Here is a 23,640-nt window from a genome sequence, read left to right as displayed (position 1 = left end):
AAGAAATTACTTGCGATTATCACAAAATATGTGTCAACTAAGTAGGCTTAAGAACACTGATTTCCAGAAACTAGTGGAATCCATGAACTAAGTAGGCTTAAGAACACTAATTTCCAGAAACTAGTGGAATCCATGAACTAAGTTGACCTTTAGGACATATGATTTCCAAAAACTAGTGGAATGAGTGAACTAAGTTAGCCTTTAGGACATGTGATTCCCAGAAACTAGTAGAATGAGTGAACTAAGTCGATCTTTAGACATCCGATTTCCAAAAAACACAGATATACAACACAAATCACAATCCAATCCCAACAAACATAATAAAATAGAGGGTCGGTAGCAACAGAATCTACCGTCCTCTTTTTATGGAAAACGATTGATTAAAAATTTTTATAGAGGTGGCAATAATCATGGAATTAGCAGATATCCGTAACGAGCTTGAAAAAACAGCTAAGAAATTAGCGGACTTTAGGGGGTCTCTTTGACTTAGAAAACAAAGAAGCACGAATCGCGGAGCTTGATGATGTCATGCTTCAACCCGAATTTTGGAATGACCAGCAAGCCGCACAGGCGGTTATTTCTGAATCCAATGCATTAAAGGATCAGGTACATGAATTTCATGACCTGTACGAAGTGTACGAAAACTTAGATCTTACGTATGAACTTGTTCGTGAAGAAGCAGATGAAGAAATGCAAAACGACCTGGCAACCGAATTGAAGGAATTCTCGGAGCGCCTTGCTCAATTCGAACTTCAACTTTTATTAAGCGAAGAATACGACAAAAACAACGCGATCCTTGAGCTTCATCCGGGTGCAGGCGGAACCGAGTCTCAAGACTGGGGTTCGATGCTTCTTCGTATGTATACTCGCTGGGCTGAGAAGAAGGGCTTCAAGGTGGAGACGCTTGATTATCTACCAGGTGACGAAGCCGGAATTAAAAGTGTGACTCTTGCGATCAAAGGCCATAATGCCTACGGTTACTTAAAAGCAGAAAAAGGGGTACACCGTCTAGTGCGTATTTCTCCGTTCGATTCATCGGGGCGTCGTCATACGTCCTTCGTTTCTTGTGAAGTCATGCCAGAATTCAATGATGAAATCGAAATCGACATCCGTACAGAAGATCTGAAAATCGATACGTACCGTGCGAGTGGTGCTGGTGGTCAGCATATTAACACGACAGACTCTGCCGTTCGTATTACCCACCTTCCGACGAATGTCGTGGTGACGTGTCAAACCGAGCGATCTCAGATTAAAAACCGTGAGCGTGCAATGAAAATGCTTCAAGCGAAGCTTTATCAAAAGAAGATTGAAGAGCAAGAAGCTGAGCTCTTGGAAATCCGTGGTGAGCAAAAGGAAATTGGCTGGGGTTCACAAATTCGTTCCTACGTGTTCCACCCATACTCCATGGTAAAAGACCACCGTACGAGCACGGAAACAGGAAATGTGCAAGCAGTTATGGACGGAGATCTCGACATTTTCATTAATGCGTACTTGCGATCAAAATTAAGTTTATAAAATAGGAAAGCCTTCTAAGTATCCAAACTTAGAAGGCTTTTTCTCTACAAATCACTCTCTTTTAAAAGCTGATCTAATTTTTTATTCCGACGCTTTTCAATCTTCTTCTGCTCTCTTACTTCCTCATTTAATGACATACTCAAAGATACAACCATTAACACCATAATCACGGCAAAAGGAAGGGCGGCCACGATCGAAGCCGTTTGAAGTCCATTCAATCCACCACTCCATAAAAGCACCGCAGCAATGCTTGATTGCAGTACACCCCAGATGATTTTAGTTGAATTCGCGGGATTCAACACCCCTTTGGACGTAAGCATTCCGAGCACTAATGTTGCGGAGTCAGCAGAGGTAATGAAGAACGTAATAATTAACAATGTCCCTAAGCCAGCTAAAATGGTTCCAAGTGGGAACTGCTCTAGGGTGATAAAAAGGGCCGTTGTTACGTCATTACTCACCGCATCAACGATTCCTCTATTTTCAAAAAGCTCAAAGAAAAGAGCGGAGCCTCCAAAAGCTGAAAACCAAATCGTACCGAACAAAGTTGGGACAAGCAGTACCCCTAGGACAAACTCTTTAATGGTTCTTCCTTTAGACACGCGAGCGATAAACGTTCCAACAAATGGTGCCCATGAAATCCACCATGCCCAGTAAAACAGGGTCCATGCGCCAACCCATGTTCCTTGTGTAAAGGGAGATAAACGAAAGCTCATTTGAACGAGATTTCCTAAATAGCCACCAATCGTTGTGGTTAAGGCATCAAAGATAAACGAGGTTGGTCCAGTGACAATGACAAATAGTAAGAGTCCGACTGCCAATCCTAGGTTCAAATTGCTCAAGTAACGAATTCCTTTATCAAGCCCTGTGGTAGCAGAAACCATATAAAGGATGGTAACAATAAGGATAATTAACAGTTGAACCCCAACGGTGTTTGGAATTCCAATCACATGGGCAAGGCCACTGTTAATTTGCAATGTCCCTAATCCAAGTGAAGTCGCAACACCAAATGTGGTGGCAATCGTAGCAAATGTATCAATTCCTTTTCCAATCGGTCCCTCGACCCTTTTTCCAAGCAAAGGACGAAAGGTGGGAACTGATTAGGCCAGATTCTCCTTTTCTAAACTGTGAATAGGCAAGTCCAAGGGCAATGAGGCAATAAATCGCCCAGGGATGGAGCCCCCAGTGGAAAAATGAGTATCGTAATGAATAGCGAGCGGCTTCTGGTGTTTGACCTTCAGCCAAATCAAGCGGGGGATCGATATAATGAGTGATGGGTTCAGCTACTCCCCAAAAGACTAATCCAATTCCCATACCTGCAGAAAAAAGCATTGCGAACCATGAAAAGTACGAGAATTCGGGTTCATCATCATCCTTCCCGAGCTTGATTTTTCCATAAGGTCCAAATGCTAAGTACGCTGCAAAGACTAAAAAGATAAAGGCGGCTAATAGATAAAACCATCCAAAAGTCCCCGTTGTAAAGGCGAGGGCGGCATTTGCTGACTCTGCTAAGTTTTCTGGTGCGAGTAGTCCCCATAATACAAATAAACTTATGATAGCAACCGATATGTAAAATACCGAACCTAGTTTCTTTTCTTTCACAAAATCATCCTTCCCTTGGTTCATTCACATTTAGTATACAATCTTTCTATTAATTCATGCGTTTGTCAAGGAATTAGGAATGGCTGGAAAAAAAGTAGTGAAATTAATTCGAAATGCCCTTGAAGGATAAAGGGTTTTCAAAAATAATAGAGAAAGTAAAAGAATTTTTTGCACAACGCTAGTTTTTTGTTTATCATTATGTAGGGAATGCGAACGTGCTGGACAGAGGTGAAAGAAATAGTTATGATAAGCGAGAAATCGATGCTCTATCTTACCGAAAAACTCCGCAAAGAGGATGAACTGGTGGAGCTGAAGTATGAATATTACAAACGAATTTTACGTGATGAACTCCGTACATATAAACAAATCAAAGTACCGACTGAAAACTACACCATCTCCAATGAGGAATTCGTGGAGTGGTCGATTGAACTTTTAACTCCACAAGAGCTTCACGACGTGATTATGATGATTCGATATGCCAAAAATCGATCCACGAACGTTCGTCCGTTTCTCGAAACGATCGCGGTTGGAATCGTACATAAACAGTAATAAGACCGAGCATGGTGAATGCCCGGTCTTATTTTGTTTCATATTAATAACACACTGTTTTGTAAAGATTGTTGTTAAAATCTTAAAGCCGATTTTAACGTGGAAATAGCTATTTTGCGTTTGAGAATTTAGTTTACAAGCTCTTTTCTTATAAAATTTATAAAATTTTCTGAGGAAACTTAGACAATCATTAAAATTGTGTTCCAAAAAGCAACAAGAAAAGAGCCTAATAAGAAGGCTTTTAACCCTTTAACACGTTGGTACAGTGGCATTTACAACCTTTTTCCTCCATGCTATACTCGCCTAGTTATTTGAAAAAGGTTGATAAAGGAGACGCGGTTAATGAATCGAAAAAAGACATCTGGAGTTCATCCGAAGGTAGAAGTATTTTTAGAATACATATATGTACTCATCGGATCAGCTATTGTGGCAATTGCCTTTAACTTATTTTTATTACCCAATCAAATTGCTTCTGGTGGGGTAAGTGGGATATCCACCATTCTGTTTTCTCTATTTGGATTTGAACCAGCTATTGTACAGTGGACTTTTAATATTCCTTTATTTATTGCTGGTGTTCTTTTACTAGGGAAGAATTTTGGTGTAAAAACGCTCGTAGGAACGATTTTTCTGCCATTGGTTGTGTTTTTTACGAATGATTATGAGCCGTGGACAAATGATCCTCTTCTTGGAGCCCTTTTTGGAGGAATTGGAGTGGGTCTCGGCTTAGGAATTGTGTTCCGCGGAAAGGCGTCAACAGGTGGAACGGATCTGGCCGCTCAGATTATTAACAAATACACAGGGCTAACACTTGGCACCTGTGTGGCCATTATTGATGGATTAATTGTTCTATCTGCTGCAATTGTGTTTGATATTGAACGCGGCTTGTATGCCTTAATTGCTTTGTATGTAACAACGAAAACGATTGACTTGGTGCAAATTGGTCTTGGTCGTTCTAAGATGGCGATGATAATTACGAACCAGCAGGCGGAAGTGCGTGAAGGCATTTTGAATAAAATTGACCGCGGTGTGACAAAACTATCAGCATACGGAGGCTATACCGATCACGAGCGACCAATCCTTATGTGCGTCGTTGACCAAACAGAGTTCACGAAATTGAAACAACTAGTGAAAACCATTGACCCATCTGCATTTGTCATCGTTATGGACGCTTCCGAGGTACTTGGTGAGGGTTTCAAACGTGCCTAGCATTGGTATAATATTACCGACTATGTATTTTTTACCTTAGGGGGAGTTTGGATGAAAAAGAAGCTTCTTGCACTATTGATGGGAACATTATTTGTACTAGCTGCGTGTGGCGGTGGAGAGGAAGCAACAGATGACAGTGCAACAGCTAGTGGCGGAGACGCTGAAAAGCTTTACGGGCAAAAATGCTCAAGCTGTCACGGCGGAAACCTTGAAGGTGGAGTAGGACCGAAGCTTGATGCAATCGGTGCTAGTCTATCAAAAGAAGATATTGAGCATGTTATTGCAAATGGCCAGGGTGCTATGCCAAAGGGACTTTTACAAGGCGAAGATGCTTCCACGGTAGCCGAATGGTTAGCTGGCAAGAAATAATGGCTGATGAAAAACGTCCTGGTGGGCGTTTTTTGTGTTTTAAGGTGTAGATAGGGAGGTCGCTGATAAAATAGAGAGACTCGCTGGTATATTTAAAAAGTCGCTGATAAAGTAGAGAAAGTCGCCGATAAAATTGAAATGTCGCTGATATATACCTGATGAGCATATTGCCCTATCTAAAACCCGCCACAAAAATACAAAATTCCACAACAAATCCCCCTCCATGAATAGAGGAAATTCACCAATCATGTCGAATCATTTAGATGTCTATTACCAAGTCTCACCATAATATGACAATACTTGAAAAGAAAATGTAATATTTTTATAGAACTTTTTGTATTAGGATAGTGCTATAATGTTTCTTGTATGTGATTTATGAAGAATACTGTCTAATGTAGCGGTCAACTTTTGTCGAATTTCGGCGATAATTCATTTGACCATCATCCATGTAATGTAAATGTAACCAACATCCAATGGCCAGTTGATAGATATGACAAAAACAATTTAGGTGATAGTTAAATGATAGAAATGAAAGAAGTTTATAAAAAGTATTCAAACGGTGTTACTGCCGCTAATGGAATAGATGTAAATATACAGCAAGGTGAGTTTGTGTACGTGGTTGGGCCGAGTGGTGCGGGGAAGTCCACTTTCATTAAGATGATGTACCGCGAGGAAAAGCCCACAAAAGGTTCGATTATGATTAATGGAATCAATCTTGCCACACTTAGACCCTCGAAAGTTCCTTTATTACGAAGAAATATTGGCGTGGTTTTCCAGGACTTTAAGTTACTTCCAACGTTAAATGTATATGAAAATGTTGCGTTTGCACTTGAAGTTATCGAAGAACAGCCGAAATATATTAAGAAGCGAGTAATGGAGACATTGGATCTCGTTGGCTTAAAGCATAAAGCGAGAATGCTTCCAACCGAGCTTTCAGGTGGAGAGCAGCAACGTGTATCGATTGCCCGTTCGATTGTAAATGCACCTAAGCTTGTGATTGCGGATGAGCCCACAGGTAATCTTGACCCTGAAACGTCATGGGAAATTATGAACATCTTTGAAGAGATTAACACGAGAGGGACAACCATCGTGATGGCAACTCATAATAAAGAGATTGTTAATACCATCAAGCATCGCGTAATTGCGATTGAAAGTGGAAAAATTGTTCGAGATCAAATGCGAGGTGACTACGGCTATGAAAGCTAGAACGATCCGTCGTCACATGAAAGAAAGCGTCAAAAATCTTGGTCGTAACGGCTGGATGACCTTTGCGTCTGTAAGTGCCGTTACGGTAACCTTGATTCTTGTTGGCGTGTTTTTAGTGATTATGATGAACCTGAATAAGGTAGCCGATTCGATTGAAGAAGACGTGGAAATCCGCGTTCACATAGATATAGCAGCAACGAAAGAAGACCAAGCCGTACTTGAAGAGCAGATAAAAAGTCTCTCGAAAGTGGAAAGTGTCACCTTCTCTGCAAAAGAGGAAGAACTTGATAGTTTGATTGCAAGTCTTGGAGAAGAAGGGGAAGTGTTTAACCTTTTTGAGCAAGACAATCCATTAAATGATGTCTTTATCGTAAAGGCAAAGAACCCTACTGATACGATGAATGTCGCGAAACAAATTGATGAATTTGAATACACAACAAAAGTTAAATATGGACAAGGCTCTGTTGAAAAGCTATTTAGCTTTTTATCCGTCAGCCGTAACGTGGGTCTTGTGCTCATCGTTGGGTTGCTTTTTACAGCGATGTTCCTTATTTCAAATACGATTAAGATCACCATTATTGCTCGTAGACGTGAAATTGAAATTATGCGCTTAGTGGGAGCAACGAACTCGTTTATTCGTTGGCCGTTCTTCCTAGAAGGGCTTATGCTCGGTATACTGGGCTCGGTTATTCCCATCGCGATGATTTCGGTGTTATATTCAAAAGTACATGATTATATTGCGCCACGATTAGAGGGCAATTTTATTCAAATATTAGATGTGAATCCATTTATTTTCCAAGTGGCTGGAATCCTTGTGATTATGGGAGCCTTCATTGGAATTTGGGGAAGCTTAATGTCCGTACGTAAATTCTTGAAAATATAAGGAAAAGGAATGTTCTTTTTTCCTTTTCTACATAAAAAATGACTAGATTAATAGACTAGAATCTATCTGTCTATCGAACGACTAACTTAGCATTTGGAAGGAGAAATCGGAGTGAAAAAACAGATAACATATGTCACACTTGCTGCTGCAATAGGTTTCGGAAGTGTTCTTGTCTCTCCAGTAAAGGCGAACACACTTCAGGACCTTCAAGAAGAAAAGAGTCAAATTCAAGAGGAAAAATCAGAAGTAGAAACGAAGATTGATGAAGCAGAACAAAAGCTATCTGAAAATCAAGCCCAACAGTCTTCTATTCAAGCTCAAATTAAAGAGATTGATATGAAAGTAACCGATACGGAAAATAAGATTGCTGAAAAGAACGTGGAAATCGAGAACACAAAGGCTGAAATTGAAACATTAAAAGCAGAAATCGTTGTTCTTGAAGAGCGTATTGCAAAGAGAAATGAATTGCTAAAGGACCGTGCTCGTAACTTCCAGGAAAACGGAAGTATGGTTAGTTATATCGATGTATTGATGGGAGCAAAGAGCTTTTCAGACTTTATCGATCGTATGAGTGCGGTAGCAACCATTGTAGAAGCTGACCAAGATATTTTAAGAGAGCATCAAGCAGATAAAGAAGAACTTGAAGCTAAGAAAAAAGAAGTAGAGGACAAGCTTGCAGGATTAGAAACAATGCTTGCTGACCTTGAAGGAATGAAGCAGAGCCTTGAATCACAAAAGGCTGAAAAGGACAAGTTAATGGCGACTCTTCAACAAGAAGAGACTGAACTTCATGACCATAAAATGGCGCTAGCAGAAGAGCAGTCGATTTTAGCTAATCAAGCTGCTGCGATGCAAAAAGCCATTCAAATGGAGCAAGAACGTCAGGCCAAAGCAGCTGCTGAAGCTGCAGCAGCGGCAGCGGCGGCCGCAGCAGCAGCCGCAAACAATTCGTCAGGTGGTGGCGGAAGTACAGAAAGTAGCGGCGGAGGCAGTACCGTTTCAGCTCCAGCTGTATCCGGTGGATCTTTCACAAGACCATCAGCGGGTTACCTGTCTTCAGGATTTGGTGTTCGTTGGGGTAAATTGCATGCAGGGGTTGACCTTGCTGCAAAAGGAACGGTTCCTGTTGTATCAGCAGCAGATGGGGTAGTTATTCGTTCATACTACTCATCTAGTTACGGAAATGCGATCTTTATTGCACACAGCATTAACGGACAAACGTATACAACGGTCTATGCTCACTTAAGCAGTCGTGCGGTTGGCGAAGGACAAGTCGTATCTAAAGGTCAGTTCATTGGAAACATGGGTAACACAGGTGATTCCTATGGCCAACATTTACACTTCGAGCTTCACCGTGGTGGATGGAATGCATCGAAGTCCAATGCGATTAATCCGGTTGGAATTGTGCCACTATAAAAATGTTGATATACAAAACAATTCTTTAAAAAAAGTGCAATATGTCTATTCTCAATAGTAGACATATTGCGCTTTTTGTATTAAGGGGAATTTACTATGGCTAGATTCAAGTAAGAGACCTCTGGCAAGCGAAGGAATTTGAGAGCGAAGACGAATATGGGAGCTTTCTTGTTGACAATTTTTAAAATTTGGCATATTTTATATTTAACTTAATAATCGATAGATACTTATTTTCGCCTTTTAAAATAATTCGGCCTTTAGCATTCTTTTAATATATAATATTGACTGGATGAAAAAGTAACCAAATATAATAAGGAAGAGTAACGTAAATTGATTGTTAAATTAAGTTATATTGATGTTTACTTTAGTAGTAAGTTAAACATACAGTAATACTTATAAAAAGGTAGTTCTTCAAAAAACTTCGTTGTAGTTAGTTGAAGTAAAACCGACAATTTTCAAATCTCCAATGATTTTAAATGATCATTGAAGATTTGAAGTTGTCGGTTTTTTTTATTGAGTAAATACAACTTTCTTCAAAAAAACGTTATTAATACTTTTCAGATAGATAGAAGACCTTTGTTAACGCCGTTTAGAAGGGAGAATAAATTGTGTTAGATTCTTGGAGTTTATCATTATTTTTTATTATGCTGGGTATTTCTGCAATTAGTGGTCTATTGTTTTTACATCCGCGAGTACCCCTGAGTTTTGTTCGTATTCATATTGGTTTGTTGGCTTTACCGTCTCTAGTTTCACTATGGGTTCTTTTGAATACTAGTGTTAGTGGAGTTGTTGGTCCTTGGTCCTTGGATCCCTTAGCTTGGTTAATGACTTTCTTTGTTCTTGGGATTGGTTTAATCATTCAACGGTATTCTGTACGTTATTTAATGGGAGATCGTTCTTATCGGAAATATTTTATGCTTTTTACGTTCACTACAGGTGCTGCTTCTATTGCATGGTTAAGTGTTGATTTACGCTTAATGGTCCTGTGTTGGGGAGCAACTCTCATTGGTTTAACCTTACTTATTAGGTTAAACCGTGGATGGAAAGTAGCTAGTGAAGCATCTAGGGTTTCTGGCCGCTTATTTTCATTAAGTTGGTTATCCCTATTATTCGCAGTGGTATGGCTTTTTAAAGTCACAGGTCAATGGCAGTTATCCTTAGCTCTAACAAATGATAATTTAGCTCAACTCGGACCATGGGAGCAAACGGGGATTAATTTATTGATTGTATTTGCGGTGATCATTCCAGCTGCTCAGTGGCCTTTTCAAAGGTGGTTAATTGAATCTGTAGTTGCTCCGACTCCTGTTTCTGCAATTATGCACGCAGGTTTAGTAAATGCAGGTGGGATTATATTAACTCGATTTTCACCTCTATTTAATGGTGATATAGCTTCTATCATGTTGCTTATTCTAGCAAGTATTTCTGTATTGATTGGATCTGGAATTAGTTTAGTCCAAGTTGACTATAAACGCCAGTTAGTAGGATCCACGATAGCGCAAATGGGATTTATGCTCATTCAGTGTGCGTTAGGTGCATATGTAGCAGCGATTAGTCATCTTATTTTACATGGTTTGTTCAAAGCTGCTCTGTTTTTACAGGCTGGTTCTGCAGTGCGTCCTTTCGAAGGATCGCCTCGCGTTAATGAAAGATCATCCTTCTTATGGATTTTGGCTGGTCGGATTTTAGGTTTAGTTGTAGGTATTGTTTATTGGCTCATGGCTCCTGGAGAGGGGTATCAATTAATTAGTGCGTTAATCTTGGGGTGGTCATTGTCGGTTTCTTGGACACAGCTCGTAGCTCTTGGAAAGGGGATTTTGGGTCGACTTGTTGGCTTATCATTTTTAGGAGTAACGGCTACCGTCTATTTTATCATTCATAACTTCTTCTACGAGTGGTTGGATACAACCGTTTATGAGAGTGCTCAACCTCCAATGTCAGTTGTCATCATTGTCATATGTCTCTTACTATTTGGTAGTGCTATTGGTACGTGGGTTACTCGTAATCGTTCTTCTGTTACCTTCGCATTAATCTACCTTTGGTTAGTCCGATTAGGTGAAGCCAAACCAAAGCTAGTAGAGAGTCACCCAAACTACCTTAAAGGATATTTATCATAAGGAGGTAATCAGTGATGGGGGTAGCATCGGTATTAAAGAAAGAAAATGTTAAAAAGAAAGATATAAATATAGATTCGCAAGAAAGAGATATTACCATTTTAATTGAATCTGCCAGCCAAGTGATTGCCCCACTTTGGCCTATTTCTACATTTGCTGCACGTAACCCGTGGATGGGACTTGAAAAGCAATCTTTCGACCACGTTGCAAGTTGGTTAAAGGATACTCGTGATATTGATATATACCCTAGTGCTTCTATGATTCTATCGGCAAAAAGTAAAGGCGAGATTGATGAGGCTTTTGTGAAGATGGGTTTACAGCATTGGCTTAATTCACATTCCTTCAATATCCCACGGGATGTGGCAGAGAGATTTTGTCAGGCTGCATTAAAATTAGATCCAATACCTTCAGATCTTTTTACATCACATAAGCTGGGGAAATTGGCAGATGAATTTAATGGAATCAATACAGATAATAATTTCTATACGCAGCCATTAAGTTCGCATATTGAGAATCAAGATGGGGAAAGGGTAGTCAATATTCTCGATTATCATTTCATCAAGTGGTGCAAATTATATCTCGATGATTCGCAGTCAGCTTGGACGATGCCAAATCGTGAGGAAGGTTTCTATCGTGCGTGGCAGTATCTCATTCAATATGATCCTGCGCTGAATAAGAAACAGCGTGATAGTTTAAAAGATTGGCCACTAGAAGCACATATTGCGATAAAAAAAGCTTTATACGAACTGAAAATCCCAAAATCAGAAACGCAGACATATCTTGAAGGTCATTTGCTATCCTTACCTGGATGGGCAGGAATGATGCTTTGGCGTTCTAGACAATCGAGCCATGAACAGCAACTCCTTACAGAATATTTAGCTGTTCGAATTTCTTTGGAGTGGGCGTTTATAAAACCATACCTACCTTTGAAAAACCAACGATCTAAGAAAAAAGTATCGATTCCTTCCCTTTTAGCATCTTGGTTCCATTGGGGGGGGCTTACAATCGAGGAATGGTCACAGATGTCTGTCGCACAACAAAACGAATATTTATCATTTGCCTACCATTTTGATGAGAAGCTAAGAAGGAAGCTTTGGTTAGAAGCTTGGGAAAAAACACACACGGATCAATTAAGTCAGAAAATCGTCTCTAAACACCCTGAGACGAAAGGGAATAAAACGGCCGTAGCTCAATTAGCATTCTGCATAGATGTACGATCAGAACCTTTTCGTCGTCATCTTGAAAAAGAAGGTCCGTTTGAAACCATTGGAATTGCTGGATTCTTTGGTTTACCAATTGCAACAAGTGAACTCGGAAGTAAACACAGCCACTCTTCCTTGCCAGTTATACTAAAGCCAAAGCACAAAATAAAAGAGTCTGCAGATGAGAATGAACTCAAATCATATCAACAACGAAAACAAGCAGTGAACTCCTTAAGCTATACATTTAAAAAGATGAAACAGAATGTACTATCGAGCTTACTCTTACCTGAAGTAAGTGGACCTTGGCTTAGTCTACAAATGATAGCACGTAGTTTTGTGCCAAAAGGAGTAGAACGTTTTATGCGTAACCTTCGTGAGACTTGGTTACGCAAACCTAATACAACGCTCTCGCTTAATCATTTTTATAATACAGAAGCGGAGATACATGTGGGTTTTTCTAAAAAAGAAAAAATCGATTATACACGCCAAGCATTGAAACTGATGGGGTTAACAAAGAATATTGCACCATTGGTTGTAATATGCGGACATGGTAGCCAAAGTACCAACAATCCGTATACTGCTGCTCTCGACTGTGGTGCCTGTGGTGGTGCCGCAGGTGGATTTAATGCAAGGGTTTTAGCCGCTTTATGCAACCTTCCAGAGGTAAGAGAAGAGCTTTCTTCCTCAGGAATTGAAATTCCAGAGAACACAGTTTTTGTAGCTGCTGAGCATAATACAACAGTTGATGAATTACACTGGATTTATGTTCCTGAACTTTCCGAAGCTGCACAAGAAGCATTTGATCGTATCGAAGCTATTATGCCAAAAGTAAGCCATAATGCAAATGCAGAACGTCTAGCCCAATTACCGAATATCCAAAAGAAACTTAAAAATCCGAAGTCAGAGGCACACCGATTTGCAGAAGATTGGAGTGAGATACGTCCAGAATGGGGATTAGCTCGTAATGCGGCTTTTATTATCGGCCAACGTGAACTAACTAAGGATTGTGACTTGGAAGGTAGAACCTTCCTTCATAATTATGATTGGAACCAGGATGAAAGTGGTGATCTTTTAGCTAACATCATTGCAGGACCAGGAACGGTAGCCCAATGGATAAATCTTCAATATTACGCTTCAACGGTTGCACCTCATTATTATGGTAGTGGAAATAAAGCAACTCAAACCGTCACAGCAGGTCTCGGTGTTATGCAGGGGAATGCAAGTGACTTGTTAGCCGGACTACCTTGGCAATCCGTCATGCAATCAGATAACGAGGCATATCATTCTCCTCTTCGATTGCTGATTGTTATCCAAGCACCTAGCGAATATGTAGAACGGTTATTAAATTATGATTCTGCATTTCGTGTAAAAGTTCAAAACGGATGGGTTAGACTTGCTAGTGTTGATCAAGAAGGACGCTGGAAAAATTGGTAACTGCTATTAATTATTTACTACTTAATCAATAAATTATAAACATACAGAAGGAGTGAACTATATGAATTTAGATAAAAATCAAAAAGCATTATTTTTAACGGACATTGAAAACGGGTTAGAGTCTATTTTACAAGAAGTGACTAATATTCGAGCAGAAAACATGCTGACCATACAAAGCTATGATTCTGTAATCTCACACCCTTATGGAGATATTATGAGGTCCGTTATCATTGCTATTTATCAGGAAAATGTTAAGGAGATTTTCGTTGTAGGAACAAAAGATAAGAGAACTGCCACAGTTAATGTACTAACTCAACTTGATTCAAAAAAAGATAAAATTCAAACATTGGATTATCTTTTTCAAAATTGTATGCCTGAATTTTCAGGTGGTACAGTTGATGGGTGGTTAAATGGAAAAGAAACTGGTAATGACAATATCGTAAAAAGTGTTGATAGCATTCGTCATCATCCATTAGTTCCTTCACATGTAAAAGTTAGAGGTTTAATATTAAATAATAATGATGGGAAATTCTCAATTGTGGAGGTTCCTACTGATAAAACAGTGTCAAACCTTACCTGATCATTACTAGTCATATTGAAATGGAAGAAAGAGTTAACTTCTATCCACCCGCACATGTGGAACAGTTAGTTCTATCTACAATGCACGGGAATCATTAAAACTAATACGATGTGTAAGGAACTATGCAATAGACCAATTTTTTTGTTTGATGGGAGACGTATTATATGAAAGTATCTAAAGGTTCTTACGAGTCTGAGATAAGTAAGGCAATTACTCAATGGGAAAAGGACTTTCTTGGGCGTGGGTCTGTATCTGTTAAAACAGATATTTTACGGGATATGATTATTGTAAATTTACAAGGTATTTTAACACCAGCTGAATATACCGTTTGTGAAACAAAAGAGGGACTGTTAACTATAAAGAAAACTCGTTCGGAATTAGTTGAATCAGGCATAGAAGAGCTTAAGGATATTATATTAAATATAACTGGAGAAAAAGTGAAAAGTTTTCATACTGATATAAGCTCCCGTACAGGTGAACGAGTGATGATATTTAAATTATTTAATGATCTTGAGAAAAAAATTTTGATGTAAAGAAACAGTTTGTCGCCTATATATATAAGTAAAAGAAGCGCAAGATGTCTACTCTCCATTTTAGACATTTTGTGCTTTTTGGTTTTAAAAGACCGTGCTCTTCATGGTCGTCTTATCGGTCGAGGTATCAAATAAAAGCAAGTTGCGTTTTTTTTATTATTTTTTTAATTCCTAGTTTACAGATAGGTATTATATGAATTATAGTATAGTAACAGATAAAAATTAAACTGCTTACTAATGGAGGCGAAACAGATGACAGAAGCATATCCGGTTATCGAGGGAGCGGAAGAATTTTTCTTCAAGGGAAGTGAAGTGGGAGTACTAATTTCTCATGGATTTCTTGGGACACCTCAAAGTGTACGGTATATTGGGGAAGAGTTTGCAAGATTAGGGTATTCGGTGTTAGCTCCTAGATTAAAAGGACACGGAACTCATTATAAAGATATGGAAGTGTGCTCTTATCAAGACTGGTTCGCTTCATTAGAAAAAGCATATGTACAACTAAAACAACATTGTTCACATATTTTTGTGATCGGGCAGTCCATGGGTGGAACACTATCACTGCGTTTAGCTCATCGTCACAAAGAGATCAAGGGACTTATTTTAATAAATGCGGCTTTGGAAGTGCCAGCCTACGATTATTTAAAAGATCAGGTAGAGCCACGATTTCTAAATGAGTCAGAACCAGATATCAAGGCTAGTGGTGTTCATGAAATTACTTATTCAAAGGTACCATTAAAAGCAATTCATGAACTACAAAAGGTTATGGAGAACACGTTAAACCTGATTCCTGAGATTGATAGCCCGGTTTTGGGTATGCGCTCGAGTGTGGACCATGTGGTTCCACCTGAAAATACCGATTATATTCTTCAAACGGTACGAGCGACTAATAAGGAAAGACTTCTATTACCCAACTCTTTTCATGTAGCCTCAATGGATTATGACAAAGACCATATTGTCAAAAGTGGACATCAGTTTATTCAACAGTTAGTAGCAAACGAATTGGTATTAAGTTAATATCCTTCAAACTAGAAGAGGAACTCCCTCTTCTTTTTCATGTCAACGTCGAAATTTGTAGAAATATTTTGAGCATTACGAAATAAAACCTCCTCCATTCCTATACTCAAATCTAGAATTTGGTACTATAATAGTAATAATTGCACAGGTAAAACGGACTATAGGGGTGTATGAAATGTTAACAGAGGGGAGTCTTTCCTTAGAATTAGTAGGGTCGGTGCTAGCGGAAGATGTGTTTGCAAAGAACAAATCTATTCCACTACTACGAAAAGGAACAATATTAAACGAAAGACATATCTTTGTTTTACAAAGTCACTTGCATCATAACAATTTACGTATGGAAACTTGTTTATTTAACCAACCATCTATCAGTGTTGAAAAACTAGAACAGAACTACAAGGAATCTCTTGGGCAGTTAAAAACTATTTTCGAAGATCTGGAAGCAACTATAAATGGTAGCGCTTCCAATCAGCCGTTACAAAAGCTCGAGCATATGTATACACCGATGCTGAATACGATTGTAGCGGAAGATGAGCATTTCGAACTACTCAAGCTCCTTAGGAAAGATGATGAATTTACGTATGTTCATTCGTTAAATGTGGCGGTTGTCTCTTCTATTATCGGAAAGCTATTAAAAATGGATAAAGCAGAAATTCTGCTTCTTGGAGAAACAGGTATACTGCATGATATCGGAAAGCTTGCGATCCCACTTTCGGTCTTAAAAAAGAACGGAAAACTAGATCCGGAAGAATGGGAGCTGATCCGAAACCATACCGTTGAAGGGGTACAAATTCTGAAAAAAATGGGTGAAACTCGCTCAAAGGTGATTATGGGTACACTTATGCATCATGAAAGATTAGACGGTTCTGGCTATCCGTATGGTGTTCGAGAAGATGTTATTCCTTTTCATGCCCAAATCATCTCGGTTGCTGATACATATGACGCCATCACAGCGGTCCGTCCGTATAAGGGAGAACAGTCACCCATCGTTGCTGTCATGATTTTAATGGAAGAAACCGCAAAGGGAAAGTTTGATTCAGCCATTACGGTCCCGTTTACGAAATACTTAATGGACCAATTTGTTGGAAAAAGAGTCGTGTTAAATACAGGGGAGCAAGGGACAGTCATAACGGTTTACGAAGATAGGCCACATTGTCCACTTGTATATTTAGGCGATAATCATTATGTGGATCTACGTTATGACGGTACGCGCTCCTTAAAGGATGTTGTTTCATATTAACAATGGGGGGAAATGATATGGACAGAATTCAATATATGCAGGAAAGAAACAAGCTGGTTACCATCCTACTATGGATCTGCTTTGCCTTAGGGCTTGCTAGTAACTTTGCTGCAAACGTTAGCACAAAGGGAATTGTTACGTTTGCTATTGTTGGTTTGTCAGTGGTCACACTAATTACCATATTAACCGTAACCAAAAAGTTTACACTACATATTCATTACATTGTCGCTGTAGGAATCGCGATTCTTATATTCTTTATGGTTTCTAGTTCTCCGAAGCTATCAAGCTACTTAATGATCTATTTTGCTCTGGCGGTGGTTATGATTTATAACCAAGTGAGGTCGATGGCCATAACGGGTGTGATTGGACTAGCTCTCAGCAATTATTTCTTTATCAAGTTTAATGAGCAAATGTTTTACGGAGCGGACGTGTCTATCTTAATTTCATTAAATGTCATCAATATTGTGACGTTACTCATGTTCCTCACACAGGCGCGACTCACATCGAAGTTAACGCAAAAGATGGAAGCTGACGGAATTGAGTTAAAACACGGAAAAGAACAGGTGGATGAATTACTAGAAAAAGTAAAAGAGTCGGTAGGCGTGCTACAGAACTTCAGTCATTCTTTTAAAAGAAACATCGAGAAAACGAATCAAATTTCTTCCGAGCTGACCTCAGCATTCTCCGAAATATCTAAAGGAATCGAGACTCAAGCAAGCTCCGTGACTGGGATGAATGAAACGATGCAATTGTCAGGAGATATGATTCGTAGCGTCGTGACATCTGCTCAAACGCTTCATCAAATCTCGCTAGAAACCGAGAACACGTCTAAGGTTGGGACAGGGAAGATTCACACTCTCGAAACAGAAATGAAGGATGTATATGACTCAGTCGAAAATACAAGTCAATTGATGAAAGAGCTCAACGATCAAACCCAAAAAATTGGGGCGATTGTTTTAAAAATTAGAGAGGTCACCGATCAAACGAATCTACTTGCTCTAAACGCAGCGATCGAAGCAGCACGCGCGGGTGAAGCGGGTAAAGGCTTTGCCGTGGTAGCTGGGGAAGTTCGTAAACTCGCAGAAACTTCTCAGGCATCGACACATGAAATTGAAGCCATCCTAGATGGAATCCAAAGAAAGACCGTACAAGTAACGGGCCAAGTACAAGGCGGCCAGCTGGCAGTTGAAAAAGGACTAGAAATGACCAAGCAAACAAGCCAAACGTTCCAGTCCATGCTCGCCTCGTCTAAGCAAGGACTACAGCAAGCAGAAGAAGTAGAAAACAGTCTTGTTCATTTTTCTAAAAACTCTGAAGTGGTTTTAGAGGAAATCTCCTCGCTATCCAGTGTGTCTGAACAGTCCAGTGCGGCAGTAGAAGAAGTACTAGCAAGCGTCGAAGAACAATCCAACCAAATCACCCAAGTAGTTGAATCTTTCAAAGAGTTAGAAGCCTTAACCGAACAACTAGCCACCCTAGTTGTCCGGAATTAATTCATAACTAGTCCATCTCGCACATATAGTGGTTATACAAAGACATCTCACAACTTTGTGAGGTGTTTTTTGTATAACTATTAAATATAGGGGCTGTTTCTCCTGTAGCGAGCCTTTGTTGCAAAGCAACAACAGCTCGTGGAAGGAGAAATAGACCCTTAAACCGACAAAAGCTAATGCAGAAAAAAATTAGTGCTTTTCTTTTAGGGAGGATTTTTGCATGAATCGAAAATGGGTTGCCTTGCTAATGACAGGATCATTGCTAACAGGTGCTGGAGGAACATATGGATATTTGCACTTTACGGGTGCGTTAGCGGCAGAGTCCAAGGTGGAGTTACATACCAAAAGCAGCGACGAGGGAAGCCCTCAGTCTATCAATCTAGAAGAATTGGACAAAGTCGAAAAGGCCTACGAGTTAATTTTAACCAGTTATGTAGAAAGTGTGGATCAAGAAAAGCTCATCGAGGGTGCAATTCAAGGCATGCTCACTACACTTGATGATCCGTACTCGGTATACATGGACAAAGAAACGGCCAAGCAGTTCAGCAGCACACTTGAATCCTCGTTTGAAGGAATCGGGGCAGAAGTAGGCCTGGTTGATGGCAAAATCGTCATCGTGTCCCCATTTAAAGACTCGCCAGCCGAAAAAGCAGGCTTGCGCCCTAATGACCAAATCTTATCGGTGGATGGAGAAAGCTTGGACGGGGTAGACCTTTATCAAGCAACCCTTAAAATCCGCGGAGAAAAAGGAACAAAGGTGAAGCTAGAAATCGCACGTAGTGGCTTAACCAAGCCTCTCGTTGTCGACGTGAAGCGCGATGAAATTCCGCAAATCACGGTCCATAGTGATGTGAAAAAGCAAAACGGCAAGGATATTGGGTATCTTGAAATCACCACGTTCTCAGAGGAAACCGCAAAAGAGTTTAAAAAGGAATTAAAGGCGTTGGAAGATAAAGGCATCGATGGGTTACTGATTGATGTGCGTGGCAATCCAGGCGGACTGTTATCAAGCGTGGAGGAAATCTTGAAAGAATTTGTTTCCAAGGAAAAGCCATTCGTACAAATTGAGAAACGAGATGGCGAGAAAATGCGCTATTTTTCAAACCTCACGAAGGATAAAGACTATCCTGTTGCCGTATTGATTGATAAAGGCAGTGCATCTGCCTCTGAAATTCTTGCTGGTGCACTGCAGGAAGCGGAAGGATTCCAGCTCATTGGAGAGACCACATTCGGTAAAGGAACCGTTCAACAGGCTGTACCGATGGGGGATGGCAGCAATATTAAGCTGACGCTGTTTAAGTGGTTAACTCCTGATGGAAATTGGATCCATAAAAAGGGAATTGAACCCGATGTGAAGGTGGTTCAATCGGAGCTCTATCACACGCATCCGCTCCAGCTCACCGAGGCATTAGAAAAGGATATGAACAACGAGCAAATCAAAAACGCCCAGCAAATGCTGAAGGCACTTGGACTTGACCCAGGTCGAGAGGACGGCTACTTTAACGACCGTACCGAAACGAGCGTCATGGCCTTCCAGCGTCAACACGATTTAGAGATGACGGGGAAAATTGACAGCAAAACAGCCAGTGCTCTAGAAAGTGCAGTGATTGAAGCAATGAAGAAGGATAGCAACGACACCCAGCTTCAGACGGGACTTCGGTTGTTGGCGAAATAAGATTGACCCTCTTATCCTCATGGGTAAGGGGGGATTTTTGTTATGAAGTTCCGCGAATATTCCCCTAAAACCCCTTATCCACTATTATCCAAAATATTTCTAATATCGAATTCTCCTTTCATTTGGTAAAATAAAGATTAATAGGAAAGTTCGGAAATAGATTGATAAGGTTGGTGGCTAGATTGGTTCTAGAGTGGCTATTAGAAATGGCTTGGGGATTCGCAAAACTATTAATACATCCAGTGTTTTACTTCACATTCCTACTCGCGGCATTTTTAGGAGTTTCTCGAGTAAAAAGGGAGCGAAGTCATTTTCACGTTCGCGCCGAAAATGCCTACTATGAGCTTCGTCAATTACTACCGCTCGGACTATTGCTTGGATCCATACTGTCGATCATCATGATCGCCGCAGGAGTGGTCATTCCACTAGCGGCCATCCTGTTTATTGCCGTAATCACCATAGTCCTAAGCATTCGTGTACGCCTGCTGTCATCGGTATACACCGTGGGTCTCACCTTCTTCGCCCTCTTTTTCACAGCAGGCAAGGACTGGAGTATCCCGCTTTTCCCTGATCTCTTCAGCAGTCTAGAAGACAAGCTCTACCCGTCCATCACGGTCCTGCTAGCTCTACTAGTCATCGCAGAAGGCATTCTTATTTTGAAAAATGGAAAGAAGGGGACCTCGCCTAAGCTCATGACGAGCAAGCGCGGCCAACGAGTAGGCGTTCACGAACTCAAGCGAGTGTGGATGTTGCCGCTTCTTCTGTTGGTCCCTGGAGATGCCCTCCAGCAGCTTCCGTTTGAATGGTGGCCGGTGTTTAATGTAGGTGGAGAAGGTTACGGACTATTATTAGTTCCGTTTGCACTCGGACATTATCAACACATCCAAGGAGCCCTACCAGCTCAGGCAGTCACACATGTTGGAAAGCAAATCATGGCTCATGGTTTCGTGCTAACAGCCATCGCGATTGCTTCGTATTGGCTGCCGATTTTATCATTAGCAGTCGTTGCGATCGGAATTCTTGGGCGCGAAGTGATTTATTTTAGTCAAAAAACGAAGGAAGAGAGCGGCCCTTTCTATTTTTCCAAGCGTAATCAAGGGGTCATGATCCTAGGAGTGCTTCCACATTCTCCCGCACAAAAAATGAAGCTTTCCGTTGGAGAAATTGTTTCTAAGGTAAACGGAACAATTGTACATAACGAAGCAGAGGTCTATGAGGCACTGCAACGAAATCGTGCTCACTGTAAGCTTGAGGTGTTAGACGTCAATGGACAGGTTCGCTTTGTCCAGCGAGCCCTCTACGAAGGCGATCATCATGAGTTGGGTATTCTGTTTGTTCAGGATGAGAAGAAGTGGGGAACCGAAGCGGTATAAGTTGTTCAGTAATAACTGATTGATTGCAGAGTTCACTATGTATGAAAAATAAACGGAAGAATTCCGCCTAACTTGGGAAATACTCATATTTCCTTAAAGATAAGGGGAGTTTTTTCGTTTATTTTATCCAAATCCTTGGATTTTGCCTTATTTAGAGCATCTAACCGGAATATCTCCGCTTAAATCCACCTTTTAGCCCTCCCCTATACACATTAGCAGGAAATTCTCCGCCTATGAATTCTCATACCTACACGAAATCGATTCGGTGAAAGTCGTTATTTGTCGAACAATAAAGAATTAAGTTATAACCCCTTTTTAGTATAATAGTCCTATTATTTGTATTAAAGAGGGAGACGTCTATGAACAAGAGTTTAAAATTGAAAATGATCGTTATTTTCTCAAGTTTAATATTGATTTCGGGAGTGGTAACTAGCTTTATTTCTTTTCAAACGTCCAAAAATGTGATTACAAGTTCATTAGGGGACCAAGCGCTATCCATTACTGAAAATGCTGTTAAAGTGATTGATTTGGATCAGTATGAGGAAATCTCACTAGATTCAGGGGAAACGGATTATTATTATGAATTGAAAGAAAGTCTAAACGAAATACGAGAAACCAATGGGTTGGTCTATTTATATACGATGGGTCGCCAAGAGAAAAATGGAGAATTTGAATATTTTTATATGGTTGATGGTATGCTACAAGATGCCTCAGCATTAGGCGATGTCGAAGAGGGCGTTGATGATTACCCCTTGCTTGTGGAGGCTTTTGAAACGGGCAAGTCACAAGTTGGGGAATTGACTTATTCAGAAGAGTACGGTGCCTTAGTTTCAGCCTATATCCCTATCAAATCGGATTCTGGAGAATTAATCGGGATATTAGGCGCTGATTTAGATGCTAGTTTGGTGTATTCGTCTCTACAGGCTAGTAAAATAAAGTTAATGTGGATGACAGTTGGAATCGTATTATTGAGTATATTATTGATTTCGATAGCTACAGTGTCACTCGTTAATCCATTAAAACATTTGGCCCAGAAAGTAGAATTAGTTGGAAAAGGTGACTTAACGGTTACGATTGAGTCCAATAGGAAAGATGAAATTGGAAGTTTAACAGCTTCATTTAATCATATGCTTCAAGAATTAAAGACGATGATTGGGGTAATCAACCAAAGCTCGGTAACGATGAGCGGCACAACGTCGCAATTGTTAGTAAGTGCGAACGAAACCAAAGAGACAAGTAATGAAATTTCGGTCATCATGGATCAAATGGCTTCTCAGGTGGACACTCAATATAAGAGCTTGGATGATAGTGCAAAAATCATAGAAGAAGTGTCAGAGAGTGTCAACGATATTGCCGTTAACTCTTCTGTTGTTACGGAACTTTCTTCCAAGACACAGGACGAAATTGAGGTAGGCAATCAAAAGGTGAATGGGCTAGTAGAGCAAATGAATACGATTAGTCGTTCTGTGAACGAGTCGTCTAGTTCCATCATGGCATTACAAGCCCATTCAAAGGATATTGAATCCATTGTAGAAATTATCCAAGGAATCGCTTCTCAAACGAATTTACTTGCGTTAAATGCAGCGATTGAAGCAGCGCGCGCAGGAGAAGCGGGTAAAGGGTTTGCGGTGGTTGCTGATGAAGTGCGTAAGCTAGCTGAGCAATCCGAAATTTCAACGGTTAATATACGAAACATTATTGAGAAAATCAATAGTGATACGAATATAACAGCAGAGAATATGAAGATTGTTTTAGACGATGTAAAAGAGGGTATCCATTCGGTTGGAGAAACGGGAATGGTTTTTAAAAACATTCTAGGAGCGATACAGGAAGTAAACGTAAAAATCCAAGAAGTGACTGCAACGTCTGAAGAAATGTCTGCAGCCACAGAAGAAATCACAGCATCCGCGAAAGAGACAGCTAATATTGCTGAGCAAGCCTCAACTGAAGTAAGAAAAACCGTGGATATTACATTAGAACAAGAACGCTTAGTGTTACATATGACGGAGTCAATCGAAGAGCTGGTTACGATGTCATCCAAGATGAAGGAATTGACAGGAAAGTTTAAATTATAAGAGAGTAAAAGGCTGTGTATTTCGTCATACACGGCCTTTTTATTTTCTAAAATGCAAGTATTTTTAATATTTACCAAAAGCTTTTTCGACAAAATCCTACAAATCTTCCGTTGTTTTAATGGTAAAATAGTAATAGGTATATTTTCGTATTTTTATTGATTATC

The 23,640-nt window shown here is 40.1% G+C and carries 16 protein-coding genes and 2 pseudogenes; 17 read left to right on the top strand and 1 reads right to left on the bottom strand.

Annotated features, from left to right (window positions below):
* The first annotated feature begins 410 nt into the window (after positions 1–410).
* Positions 411–1,515 (top strand): peptide chain release factor 2 gene (gene prfB / locus ACFFHF_RS21870; RefSeq protein WP_119710085.1). Its coding sequence is split into 2 segments (ribosomal slippage): positions 411–482 and positions 484–1,515, totalling 1,104 coding nucleotides; the frame shifts between segments, so codons are not numbered across the junction.
* A gap of 44 nt (positions 1,516–1,559) precedes the next feature.
* Here the strand turns inward: prfB and ACFFHF_RS21865 are convergent.
* A pseudogene (locus ACFFHF_RS21865) lies at positions 1,560–3,138 on the bottom strand (glycine betaine uptake BCCT transporter).
* Between the two features lie 219 nt (positions 3,139–3,357).
* Here ACFFHF_RS21865 and ACFFHF_RS21860 point away from each other — a divergent pair.
* The 16 genes and pseudogenes from ACFFHF_RS21860 to ACFFHF_RS21785 all read left to right on the top strand — a co-directional run bounded on the left by ACFFHF_RS21860 (position 3,358) and on the right by ACFFHF_RS21785 (position 23,476).
* Positions 3,358–3,663 carry a hypothetical protein gene (locus ACFFHF_RS21860; RefSeq protein WP_377059032.1) on the top strand — a complete coding sequence of 102 codons (306 nt, stop codon included), beginning with the start codon at positions 3,358–3,360 and terminating at the stop codon, positions 3,661–3,663.
* Positions 3,664–4,005: 342 nt separating this feature from the next.
* Positions 4,006–4,869 carry a YitT family protein gene (locus tag ACFFHF_RS21855; RefSeq protein WP_377059031.1) on the top strand — a complete coding sequence of 288 codons (864 nt, stop codon included), beginning with the start codon at positions 4,006–4,008 and terminating at the stop codon, positions 4,867–4,869.
* Between the two features lie 51 nt (positions 4,870–4,920).
* A complete protein-coding gene (cccB, locus tag ACFFHF_RS21850) occupies positions 4,921–5,238 on the top strand; it encodes a cytochrome c551 (protein ID WP_160549588.1) in 318 nt (105 codons plus the stop codon).
* 519 nt (positions 5,239–5,757) lie between these two features.
* Complete coding sequence (gene ftsE / locus ACFFHF_RS21845; RefSeq protein ID WP_160549587.1) at positions 5,758–6,444, top strand: cell division ATP-binding protein FtsE; 687 nt, start codon at positions 5,758–5,760, stop codon at positions 6,442–6,444.
* Entirely contained in the window at positions 6,434–7,327 is an 894-nt protein-coding gene (gene ftsX / locus ACFFHF_RS21840; RefSeq protein ID WP_377059030.1) for a permease-like cell division protein FtsX, read from the top strand. The genes ftsE and ftsX overlap by 11 nt, the downstream gene beginning before the upstream one ends.
* Before the next feature lie 111 nt (positions 7,328–7,438).
* A complete protein-coding gene (locus ACFFHF_RS21835; protein WP_377059029.1) occupies positions 7,439–8,743 on the top strand; it encodes a murein hydrolase activator EnvC family protein in 1,305 nt (434 codons plus the stop codon).
* A gap of 608 nt (positions 8,744–9,351) precedes the next feature.
* Positions 9,352–10,857, top strand: a complete 1,506-nt coding sequence (locus ACFFHF_RS21830; protein WP_377059028.1) for an NADH dehydrogenase subunit 5 — start codon at positions 9,352–9,354, stop codon at positions 10,855–10,857.
* 14 nt (positions 10,858–10,871) lie between these two features.
* Positions 10,872–13,490: a DUF2309 domain-containing protein gene (locus tag ACFFHF_RS21825; RefSeq protein WP_377059027.1), complete on the top strand. Its 2,619-nt coding sequence runs from the start codon at positions 10,872–10,874 to the stop codon at positions 13,488–13,490.
* 61 nt (positions 13,491–13,551) lie between these two features.
* Positions 13,552–14,080 (top strand): annotated as a pseudogene (locus ACFFHF_RS21820) (carbonic anhydrase).
* Between the two features lie 154 nt (positions 14,081–14,234).
* A complete protein-coding gene (locus ACFFHF_RS21815; protein ID WP_377059026.1) occupies positions 14,235–14,603 on the top strand; it encodes a Na-translocating system protein MpsC family protein in 369 nt (122 codons plus the stop codon).
* Between the two features lie 252 nt (positions 14,604–14,855).
* The gene (locus ACFFHF_RS21810; RefSeq protein WP_377059025.1) at positions 14,856–15,620 is read left to right on the top strand and encodes an alpha/beta hydrolase; all 765 of its coding nucleotides are present in this window, start codon (positions 14,856–14,858) and stop codon (positions 15,618–15,620) included.
* Between the two features lie 175 nt (positions 15,621–15,795).
* On the top strand, positions 15,796–16,860 hold the full coding sequence (locus ACFFHF_RS21805; protein ID WP_377059024.1) for an HD-GYP domain-containing protein: 1,065 nt from the start codon (positions 15,796–15,798) through the stop codon (positions 16,858–16,860).
* 17 nt (positions 16,861–16,877) lie between these two features.
* Complete coding sequence (locus ACFFHF_RS21800) at positions 16,878–18,353, top strand: methyl-accepting chemotaxis protein (protein ID WP_377059023.1); 1,476 nt, start codon at positions 16,878–16,880, stop codon at positions 18,351–18,353.
* Positions 18,354–18,573: 220 nt separating this feature from the next.
* The gene (locus ACFFHF_RS21795; RefSeq protein ID WP_377059022.1) at positions 18,574–20,028 is read left to right on the top strand and encodes a S41 family peptidase; all 1,455 of its coding nucleotides are present in this window, start codon (positions 18,574–18,576) and stop codon (positions 20,026–20,028) included.
* Positions 20,029–20,210: 182 nt separating this feature from the next.
* Positions 20,211–21,401: a PDZ domain-containing protein gene (locus ACFFHF_RS21790; RefSeq protein ID WP_377059021.1), complete on the top strand. Its 1,191-nt coding sequence runs from the start codon at positions 20,211–20,213 to the stop codon at positions 21,399–21,401.
* Between the two features lie 359 nt (positions 21,402–21,760).
* A complete protein-coding gene (locus ACFFHF_RS21785) occupies positions 21,761–23,476 on the top strand; it encodes a methyl-accepting chemotaxis protein (protein ID WP_377059020.1) in 1,716 nt (571 codons plus the stop codon).
* The last annotated feature ends 164 nt before the right edge of the window (positions 23,477–23,640 follow it).

The organism is Robertmurraya beringensis (assembly GCF_042433785.1).
Lineage (GTDB): Bacteria > Bacillota > Bacilli > Bacillales > Cytobacillaceae > Robertmurraya_A > Robertmurraya_A beringensis.
The sequence above is the reverse complement of the archived record's forward strand: the minus strand, read 5'-3'. Positions and strand labels throughout refer to the sequence as shown.

Excerpts from the sequence above, each read along its gene's own strand:
- ACFFHF_RS21810 (WP_377059025.1), top strand. The coding sequence starts at position 14,856 with ATGACAGAAGCATATCCGGTTATCGAGGGAGCGGAAGAATTTTTCTTC.
- ACFFHF_RS21855 (WP_377059031.1), top strand. The coding sequence starts at position 4,006 with ATGAATCGAAAAAAGACATCTGGAGTTCATCCGAAGGTAGAAGTATTT.
- cccB (WP_160549588.1), top strand. The coding sequence starts at position 4,921 with ATGAAAAAGAAGCTTCTTGCACTATTGATGGGAACATTATTTGTACTA.
- ACFFHF_RS21800 (WP_377059023.1), top strand. The coding sequence starts at position 16,878 with ATGGACAGAATTCAATATATGCAGGAAAGAAACAAGCTGGTTACCATC.
- ACFFHF_RS21785 (WP_377059020.1), top strand. The coding sequence starts at position 21,761 with ATGAACAAGAGTTTAAAATTGAAAATGATCGTTATTTTCTCAAGTTTA.
- ftsX (WP_377059030.1), top strand. The coding sequence starts at position 6,434 with ATGAAAGCTAGAACGATCCGTCGTCACATGAAAGAAAGCGTCAAAAAT.
- ACFFHF_RS21860 (WP_377059032.1), top strand. The coding sequence starts at position 3,358 with ATGATAAGCGAGAAATCGATGCTCTATCTTACCGAAAAACTCCGCAAA.
- ACFFHF_RS21815 (WP_377059026.1), top strand. The coding sequence starts at position 14,235 with ATGAAAGTATCTAAAGGTTCTTACGAGTCTGAGATAAGTAAGGCAATT.
- ACFFHF_RS21825 (WP_377059027.1), top strand. The coding sequence starts at position 10,872 with ATGGGGGTAGCATCGGTATTAAAGAAAGAAAATGTTAAAAAGAAAGAT.
- ACFFHF_RS21795 (WP_377059022.1), top strand. The coding sequence starts at position 18,574 with ATGAATCGAAAATGGGTTGCCTTGCTAATGACAGGATCATTGCTAACA.
- ftsE (WP_160549587.1), top strand. The coding sequence starts at position 5,758 with ATGATAGAAATGAAAGAAGTTTATAAAAAGTATTCAAACGGTGTTACT.
- ACFFHF_RS21805 (WP_377059024.1), top strand. The coding sequence starts at position 15,796 with ATGTTAACAGAGGGGAGTCTTTCCTTAGAATTAGTAGGGTCGGTGCTA.